Annotated in this window: 9 protein-coding genes; 1 reads left to right on the top strand and 8 read right to left on the bottom strand. The window is 43.9% G+C overall.

Annotation, left to right across the window (positions count from 1 at the left end):
• The first annotated feature begins 109 nt into the window (after positions 1 to 109).
• Positions 110 to 550 carry a hypothetical protein gene (locus IE039_RS05085; protein WP_189428841.1) on the top strand — a complete coding sequence of 147 codons (441 nt, stop codon included), beginning with the start codon at positions 110 to 112 and terminating at the stop codon, positions 548 to 550.
• Between the two features lie 28 nt (positions 551 to 578).
• Here IE039_RS05085 and IE039_RS05080 read toward each other — a convergent pair whose 3' ends face one another.
• The 8 genes from IE039_RS05080 to IE039_RS05045 all read right to left on the bottom strand — a co-directional run bounded on the left by IE039_RS05080 (position 579) and on the right by IE039_RS05045 (position 8,592).
• A complete protein-coding gene (locus tag IE039_RS05080; protein WP_189428840.1) occupies positions 579 to 1,922 on the bottom strand; it encodes a PFL family protein in 1,344 nt (447 codons plus the stop codon).
• A gap of 69 nt (positions 1,923 to 1,991) precedes the next feature.
• Positions 1,992 to 2,264 (bottom strand): ACT domain-containing protein, encoded by a 273-nt coding sequence (locus IE039_RS05075; RefSeq protein ID WP_010000932.1) that lies wholly within the window; start codon positions 2,262 to 2,264, stop codon positions 1,992 to 1,994.
• 82 nt (positions 2,265 to 2,346) lie between these two features.
• Positions 2,347 to 3,507, bottom strand: coding sequence for a hydroxymethylglutaryl-CoA synthase (locus tag IE039_RS05070; RefSeq protein ID WP_189428839.1), 1,161 nt, complete (start codon positions 3,505 to 3,507; stop codon positions 2,347 to 2,349).
• Positions 3,508 to 3,595: 88 nt separating this feature from the next.
• Complete coding sequence (locus IE039_RS05065; RefSeq protein ID WP_010005657.1) at positions 3,596 to 5,218, bottom strand: ABC-F family ATP-binding cassette domain-containing protein; 1,623 nt, start codon at positions 5,216 to 5,218, stop codon at positions 3,596 to 3,598.
• Positions 5,219 to 5,378: 160 nt separating this feature from the next.
• On the bottom strand, positions 5,379 to 5,816 hold the full coding sequence (locus IE039_RS05060; protein ID WP_010005656.1) for a hypothetical protein: 438 nt from the start codon (positions 5,814 to 5,816) through the stop codon (positions 5,379 to 5,381).
• Positions 5,817 to 5,909: 93 nt separating this feature from the next.
• Positions 5,910 to 6,647 carry an RsmE family RNA methyltransferase gene (locus IE039_RS05055; protein ID WP_189428838.1) on the bottom strand — a complete coding sequence of 246 codons (738 nt, stop codon included), beginning with the start codon at positions 6,645 to 6,647 and terminating at the stop codon, positions 5,910 to 5,912.
• Entirely contained in the window at positions 6,647 to 7,525 is an 879-nt protein-coding gene (gene prmA / locus IE039_RS05050) for a 50S ribosomal protein L11 methyltransferase (protein ID WP_010005655.1), read from the bottom strand. The genes IE039_RS05055 and prmA overlap by 1 nt, the downstream gene beginning before the upstream one ends.
• Positions 7,522 to 8,592, bottom strand: coding sequence for a zinc-binding alcohol dehydrogenase family protein (locus IE039_RS05045; protein WP_010005654.1), 1,071 nt, complete (start codon positions 8,590 to 8,592; stop codon positions 7,522 to 7,524). The genes prmA and IE039_RS05045 overlap by 4 nt, the downstream gene beginning before the upstream one ends.
• Between the last annotated feature and the right edge of the window lie 7 nt (positions 8,593 to 8,599).

The following is an 8,599-nucleotide window of genomic DNA, read 5'->3' as shown; positions in this document are numbered from 1 at the left end:
GTAACACCATTAAAGACCTTGATGGGTTTTTCTGTCCACTTAAATGTTCAACTTAAATTTTACAATCTGCCTGATTGAAAAATATGAGTAGACGTCAGGGAGTATCCTTATGAAAATTCCAATACAAACACCACTTGAACAATTACGTGATGCCATCAACACGATGCAACATCAGCTTCAGCAAGGGATTGCGGCTTTCCGTAAAAATATTTTGACAAACCGTGATGCACAACACGCACCCAAGCACCCACGATCTAAGACGGATTCTCACGCCGTCTCAACTGTATCTTATGAAGCCGCACCTAAAGCAGTTGATGCCGAAAGCTTTGCCTACGCACTAACAGCTGAAATGACCGAAAATCAAGCGGATAATTTGACACAACCTACCCGTCAACACTGGTATCGGGTTTTATGGCAACACCCCGCTCGCGTGATCGCGGTGCTGGTGATTATGGTTTTGCTAGTTTATACAGTGATTATGTTTGCGCAAGCTAAGAGCAATCATACCACACAAATCACGAGTCCCAATACACAACAACGCAGTAACTAAAAAGCAACGCCCAGATGGGCGTTGCTTTTTAATTCTTAAAGGAATGAATTGGGGCTGGAATGTGCCCACCACGATTAATAAAATTAGCACTTGACTTCGGTACAACTGGCATCACTGGCGCTGTCCCCAGTAAGCCACCATAATCTACCATATCTCCAACTTTAGTCCCGTTGGTTGGTAACACACGCACTGCGGTTGTCTTGTTGTTTTGCACACCGATCGCTGCTTCATCAGCGATCATAGCCGCAATCGTTGTTGCTGGTGTATCACCCGGTACGGCAATCATGTCCAACCCAACTGAGCAGACGGATGTCATCGCCTCAAGCTTGGCCAATGACAAAATACCAGCCTTAACCGCATCAATCATGCCCGCATCTTCAGAAACTGGAATAAAGGCCCCTGATAAGCCACCAACACGTTGTGACGCCATCACTCCACCCTTTTTTACCGCATCATTGAGCAACATCAAAGCCGCCGTTGTCCCATGAGTCCCGACCATTTCTAAGCCGATTTCTTCCAAGACTTCTGCCACTGAATCACCACGAGCGGGTGTTGGTGCTAGACTCAAATCCACAATGCCAAATTCAACGCCCAACCGTTCGGCTGCTAACGCCCCTACCATTTGGCCGACACGTGTAATCTTAAAGGCAGTCTTTTTAACCGATTCCGCAACAATTTGAATTGGTTGGCCCTTCACCTTTTCAAGTGCACGCTTCACGACACCAGGGCCAGAAACACCGACACTAATCACCACATCGGCTTCCGTCACGCCATGGAAAGCCCCTGCCATAAACGGATTATCTTCCACGGCATTGGCAAATACGACTAACTTCGCATTGGCTGTGTCTGACTTATCCGTAATGGCTTTGATCGTTTCACCCATTAACTTCACCGCATCCAAGTTAATGCCTGCTTTGGATGAGCCAATATTCACACTTGACATGACCAAGTCTGTTTCAGTCAAGGCGCGGGGTAATGATTTGATCAAAGCTAGGTCACCATTGGCAAACCCCTTTTGTACAAGCGCTGAATAGCCGCCAATAAAGTCGACCCCAACGGTTTTAGCCGCATCATCCAAGGCATGCGCGTATAACAACATCTCATCTGGTGTCGCCTTCCCAGCAATTAAAGCAATTGGTGTCACACTAATGCGCTTGTTGGTAATTGGAATTCCGAATTCACGTTCGATTTGTTGCGCGACCGCCACTAAATCCTTGGCGTAAGTCGTAATTTTATCATAAATATTTTTTGCCGTATCTGCCGGTGTGCCAGCAATTGTATCAAGCAGTGAAATACCCATTGTTACAGTACGAATATCCAAATGCTCTTCGGCAACCATGTTGATTGTTTCTATAATTTGCGTGGTTTCCATGACTTCTCCCAAATTTTTGGCCATTGGTCAACAGCAATGGCACATCAAAATAATCCCTAACGTCAAACTTTAAACACGACGCATCGCATCAAAAATTTCTTCACGTTGGGTATGAATTTCAACATTTAACTGTTGCCCCAGAACATTCAAATCATCTTGTAAGCCATTAAAGGTTTCATCTAGTTGTTCAAGATTCACCAACATGCTCATTGTGAAAATATCAGACATGATCGTTTGTGAGACATCTAAAATATTCACATCATGTGCTGCTAAAGTTTGTGCTACGCTGGCAATAATGCCTGGCTTATCTTTTCCAACTACGGTTACAACTGCTTTTGCCACGATTTTCCCTCTTTAAAAAAGTTATTTTAGGTATTATACAATAAGACCCGCGCCCTTGTCATTAACTGAATGCGATTTGCGACTAACGATACAACCGTTCGCCGGCTTGCCAACCTAAAAATTGTACCGTTTTGGCATCATCGCGGGCTTGGGTTTTCGCGTCAACATGCGAATTATACAAGTGTGAGGTGAACATGGCCTCATATTCAACCACACTGACTTGATGACGATTTGCCAATAAGGTATCCGTCATAGTGTTTGGCACATAGTCAGCAAAGTTATCTTGTAAGGTCACTGAATATAATTCAGCTTCAGCGCCAGAACCATAACTAAAGACAGCAATATCTTCCCCAGCCACTAAATCCGTTGCCTGACTTAAAAGGGATAGCAAACTCAAATAAACTGATCCAGTATATAAATTTCCCACCTGACGACTATAGACTTGACTAGCAGTTAAATGCTCAGCCAAACGGGTTTGCTGGGCAGGTGACGCTTCGGCCATAATTTGATCCAACGCCTTCTTCCCCATTTTTGTATAAGGTAAATGGAACGCAAAACCAGCAAAATCATCTAGGACATGTTGCGTTTGCTTTTGATAACGTTGCCAAAGTGTCAAAAACATCTCTTTATAAACAGCAGTTGAGAGATGCCCGTCAACTAACGCTTCTTCCCGATCAACCGGTCGCCAGAAATCAGCGACATCTCGACTCATATAAACAGAATCTGAATTAATCGCTAAAATTTTCGGTTCACTCGCCACAACCATGGCAATGGCACCGGCCCCTTGTGTGACTTCACCTGGTGTTCCCAAACCATAACGGGCAATATCGGCCGCAATCACCAAAACCCGCTTTTCTGGATGCAAGGTCACGTAGTCGCGCGCCTGCATTAAACCAAATGTTCCCGCATAGCAAGCCTGCTTTAACTCAATAGTACGCGAAAATTCTGATAAATTTAACAATTTTTGAGCGTAAACGGCAGCTGATTTGGAATTATCAATCCCTGATTCCGTGGCAAAAATGACCATGTCAATCGCTGCACGGTCGTCATCCGTTAAAATACTTTGGGCAGCATTAACGCCCATCGTCACGACGTCTTCATAGTTGGGTACGACAGCTTGTTGCGATTGGCCGATACCAATCGTATATTTTTCTGGTTCATCCCCACGTGCTTGCGCGAGTTCAGTAAGATCTAACACATAATTTGGTGTGTAAAATCCGATTTTATCAATCCCTATTGTCATGGTTATTGTCTTTCCTTTGATCATGTGCGTTGACGCAAAAAAGCGTCCTCAGACGCCTTTTTTACGATATATGGGTTAAACACACAGCTTAATAAAGTTCCTTGACCTTTTCTTGGATACTTGGTGTTGAAATAAATTCATCATACGTTGTATCCACACGGTCCACAGCACCTTTGGCTGAAACTTCAATCACGTGGTTGGCGGTCGTTGCCAAGAACTCGTGATCGTGAGAAGTCATAATAATGCCACCCTTAAAGTTCACCACGGCATCGTTTAATGATTGAATTGATTCCAAATCCAAGTGGTTCGTTGGGTCATCCATGAGCAAGACGTTTGCCTTCAATAACATCATCTTAGCCAAGGTAATACGCACCTTCTCACCACCAGAAAGAACTTTGATTTGCTTCAAAGAATCGTCGCCGCGGAACAACATTTGTCCCAACATACCACGAAGACTTGTATTGTCCTTTTGATCTTCTTCCGCAAAATCACGCAACCAATCCAAAATCGTTGCTTCTTGATCGTCAAAGTTATCATTCAAATCTTTGGCAATATAAGATTGTGAGGTTGTCACACCCCAAGTCACTGACCCAGTGTCTGGTTCAAGCGTGCCGGCAATAATTTGCATCAGGGTTGTCGTTGCCAAATCAGAACGTGACAAGATCGCAATTTTATCGCCAGGACGACCGATAAATGAAATATTATCGAGCACTTTTTCCCCATCAATTGTCTTAGAGACATTTTCAACACGGATCATGTCGTTACCCAATTCACGGTTCATTGGGAAATTAATGAATGGATACTTACGTGATGATGGCTTGATATCATCCAGTGTAATCTTTTCCAATTGCTTCTTACGAGCAGTGGCTTGCTTTGACTTAGAAGCATTGGCTGAGAAACGGGCCACGAATTCTTGCAATTGCTTAATTTGTTCTTCCTTCTTAGCATTTTGCTGAGAAGCCAAACGTTGCGCCAATTCAGAAGATTCACGCCAGAAATCGTAGTTACCGACGAATGGTGTAATCTTACCAAAGTCAACATCCAAGATGTTGGTTGACACGGCGTTTAGGAAGTGACGATCGTGGGATACCACAATCACTAGGTTCGGGAAATCAGCCAAGAAATCTTCTAACCAGTTAATTGTCTGCACATCCAGACCGTTGGTTGGTTCATCAAGCACCAAAATATCAGGATTACCAAACAAAGCTTGCGCCAACAACACCTTCACTTTATCATTTTCAGTCAGTTCACCCATCAACGTATATTGCATATCGTCAGGAATGCCTAACTTGCTCAACAATTGACCGGCTTCAACTTCTGCGTTCCAACCATCAAGTTCTTCGAATTCGGCACCCAAATCCGCAACGCGGACACCGTCTTCATCATTGAAATCCGGCTTGGCATAAATGGCATCCATTTCCGTCTTGACTTCATACAAACGCTTATGCCCTTGAATCACTGTGTCCAACACGGTAAATTCATCAAAAGCAAAGTGATCTTGTTGCAAAGATGACATCCGTTCACCTTCACCAATCGCAATCACACCTTCTGTTGGTTGCAATTCACCTTGTAATAACTTCAAAAAAGTTGACTTGCCGGCACCATTGGCACCGATAATACCGTAAGTATTGCCAGGCGTCAACTTTAAGTTAACATCTTGATATAATTTAGGCCCAGCAAAGCTGAAGCTCATGTCTGATACTGTGATCAATTAAATTTCCTCCATTATCGCTATGTTCAGGTTGTTTTATCTCAATCACCAAACACAGTTCTGTAAAAATACCTGTTATAACTATAACAGAAAAAGCGCGAAAGGTCGCGCTTTTTCATAACTTTATTCCAACACAATCCCTGACTAATCTGGGTTGATATTACGATTTAAAGCCACCTTCAACCGGTATTTGGAACGTTTCGGACTCACCAGAATTCAAATCATGAAAACCATTTTCAATTGGAATCAAATTTTCATCTGGATCATCTCGTGTATCACCCAAAAAAGTAAAGAGGCTTAAGACAACGTATAATAAACTGAAATAAAAGCCGTATGATATCGACACTAAACCTAACCAAAGTGTCGCAACTAATGCAAAAATGATTGGCATTAATAATAATGTGACGGGTGAATAACCATGGCGGCGAACATCATAACCGAGATACAACATGTAAGCACTATTAAGGATGATATAAATAAAGATCACCTTATGCAAACTCGTCCAACCTGCTAGTTCACCCAAGAAAGGTAGGCCCCAGCCAAATATAATCGCAGCCAACCATTGATAACCATAATATTTTTTAAACGTCTTTTTCATCCGTGACCACCTTTAATAACAATTCTATCTTATCTGATTATATTACAGCGTACGTTAATATAGTAGCCCAATGTTATGTTTTGTGGCAAAAAATTAATTTAATTCTTTTAAAACACTAATTGCCGATAAGGCATACAATGGTGCCGTTTCGGCACGTAAAATGCGTGGCCCTAGCCCTGCTGGTTTAAACCCATGTGTACTTAAGGCCGCCACTTCATCAGCTGTGAGGCCGCCTTCAGGCCCAAACACCAGGGCCAGTGTCGCCCCCGCTGGTAAGGGCTTGACGACTTGAACAAGCGTCCCCACTTCGCCCTCGCGCGCAGATTCTTCCCAAGCGACTATCCCAGCTTGCTTGGGTAACGACAAGACTTCTGACCACGATAAAAAATCAATGGTCGGAATCATCAAACGATGCGACTGTTCTGTTGCTGCTTGCGCAATTTTTTCTAAACGCATCGCTTTTTTAAGCTGTTGTTTCCGCCAATCAGCCACTGTGCGTGTCATCGTTGTAAAAATAATGCGATGCACACCAAGTTCCGTGGCTTTTTGAACAAACCAATCAGACCGATCATTTTTTAACGGCGACACGATTACCGTGACCTGAACTGGCAATTCTACATTTTCCGTTAACCGCGAGACCACTTTTAGGGTCATCTCCGTTGGTGTAATCGCTACGACTTCACCAACGACCACCTCTTGATCTTGACTGACAAACTCTGCTTGCGAGCCGACGCGTGCACGCAACACTTTACCAAAATGCTTAAAAACATCTTGCTCATCTGTGAGGACAATGTCATCAGCGATTGGTTGCTTAAGAAAATAACGTTGCATTACTCCGTTTCCTCTCGTTTTGCAATATAACTATGCCATTCACCCATCTGTGCTTTTTGCACCACATGATAGCCATGTGATACCAGTTGCTGTTCAATTTCTGGGGCAATCGCGTCATAGATCCCAGATACCAAGAAATAACCGTTTGGCTTCAGGAGTGGGATTGTTTGTGGAATGAGACGCGCAATGACATCGGCCAAAATATTAGCAACAATTAAATCAACTGGCGCAACGGTCACGTCCGCTAATAAATCGCTGGCTACGACAGGAATATCTGCGGCTACTGGGTTTAACGCCAAGTTTTCTTTCGCTACAGCCACTGCCATATCGTCAATATCCGTGGCTAAAATTGGGCCAACGCCTAATTGTCTGGCCGCAACGGCCAAAACACCGGACCCCGTTCCCACATCAATCATCGACTCACCACCACGTACAACTGTTTCAAGGGCTTGCATCATCAACTGCGTTGTCTCATGTGTGCCAGTCCCAAAAGCTAGTTTGGGATCCATCACGATTGGTTTTTCATCAGCCTGCTGTGGTTCAAACGGCTCCCAAGATGGCACAACTGTCAAATGTCGTGTAATTCGTTGCGCATGATAGTATTGTTTCCAATTATTTTCCCAATCAGACTGGGCAATCCCGTTCACAGTCATTGTAGCCGGTGCCGCCTGGATTCCAAAATGCGCCAATTCATCTAGGTCTGCACGAATGGCAGCTAAGACTTTGGGGAATTGCTCATCATCAGCAAAATAGGCAATGACTTGTACCTCAGCCTTGTCTTCAATTTGAACACCTTCCGCGCCAACCCGTAACAAAATATCTGATACCGCTTCGATTGCTTCAGGTTGTGTTGTAATTTGCACTGCTTGCCAGTTCATCCTATGTCCTCATGTCTAATCACCGCTTTACCAATCATGTGGCCAGCTTCAACCATGGCTGTTGCTTGGCGCAGATTTTCAACGGTTAGGCCCTCAAATGTTGTCGTGAGTGTCGATTGTATGATATGTTGATCAATTAAGTTGGCGACCGTATTCAAAGCCTCACCTTGTGATGCCATATCGACACCATAGTTGCCCTTGGCAAACATAAAGATCCAGCTAAATTGGGCCCCAATATTTTTCAATGGCCCCATATCAATTGGTCCAGTTGTTTCAACGATGCTGGCAATGCGACCAAATGGGCGAATTGTTGTCAAGACCAATGGCCAATACGTATTGGTATCTTGCAAAATCGCAATATTATCGACTTGTTCATGTTGAATTTTGATCAATTGCGCTTTGATATCTTGCTGATAATCTAAGATATAATCAGCGCCTAGTTGCTTCACCCATTCTACTGATTCTAAGCGCGAAGCAGTCGTAATCACCGTCATACCTAAATATTTTGCCAGTTGAATGAGCATCGAACCGACACCACCAGCACCATTTAAAATTAAGATACTCTTGCCGGCAGCGGTTTCGGCTGTTATATCGTATCCAAAAGCATCGTGTAAAATTTCCACTGCTGTAATCGCTGTTAAAGGCACCGCAGCGGCTTCAGCTGGCGTCAAAGCACGGGGCGCATGTCCCACTAAACGGGCATCGACAACTTGATAATCCGCATGCGCACCTTGTTGCCGTTGCGAACCAGTATAATAAACTTTATCCCCAACAGCAAAATTTGATACTTCAGCGCCAGTTGCGACCACTTCACCCATTGCATCAAAACCAAGAATGCGAAAAACCCCAGTGTCTTGATAACTTTGGCGCATCTTACTGTCAACTGGATTGAGACCACTGGCAGCGACTTTAACCAACAATTCATGCGCTGCTGGTCGTGGTCGGGCGACCTTTTTAGCCAGAAATACATTAGGATCTTCAACTGGTAAGGCTTGGTCAAAACCAACCGCCCACATCTTATCTTGCCCAAAAGGCCATAATTGTTTGAAAGTATCAAGTAATGACATTTAAGAC

The organism is Leuconostoc lactis KCTC 3528 = DSM 20202 (assembly GCF_014651235.1).
Classification (GTDB): Bacteria; Bacillota; Bacilli; order Lactobacillales; family Lactobacillaceae; genus Leuconostoc; species Leuconostoc lactis.
This window is presented reverse-complemented; position numbering and strand designations above follow the sequence as displayed.

Coding starts and splice junctions, on each gene's coding strand:
- IE039_RS05085 (WP_189428841.1), top strand. CDS start 110: ATGAAAATTCCAATACAAACACCACTTGAACAATTACGTGATGCCATC.
- IE039_RS05080 (WP_189428840.1), bottom strand. CDS start 1,922: ATGGAAACCACGCAAATTATAGAAACAATCAACATGGTTGCCGAAGAG.
- IE039_RS05070 (WP_189428839.1), bottom strand. CDS start 3,507: ATGACAATAGGGATTGATAAAATCGGATTTTACACACCAAATTATGTG.
- IE039_RS05060 (WP_010005656.1), bottom strand. CDS start 5,816: ATGAAAAAGACGTTTAAAAAATATTATGGTTATCAATGGTTGGCTGCG.
- IE039_RS05055 (WP_189428838.1), bottom strand. CDS start 6,647: ATGCAACGTTATTTTCTTAAGCAACCAATCGCTGATGACATTGTCCTC.
- prmA (WP_010005655.1), bottom strand. CDS start 7,525: ATGAACTGGCAAGCAGTGCAAATTACAACACAACCTGAAGCAATCGAA.
- IE039_RS05045 (WP_010005654.1), bottom strand. CDS start 8,592: ATGTCATTACTTGATACTTTCAAACAATTATGGCCTTTTGGGCAAGAT.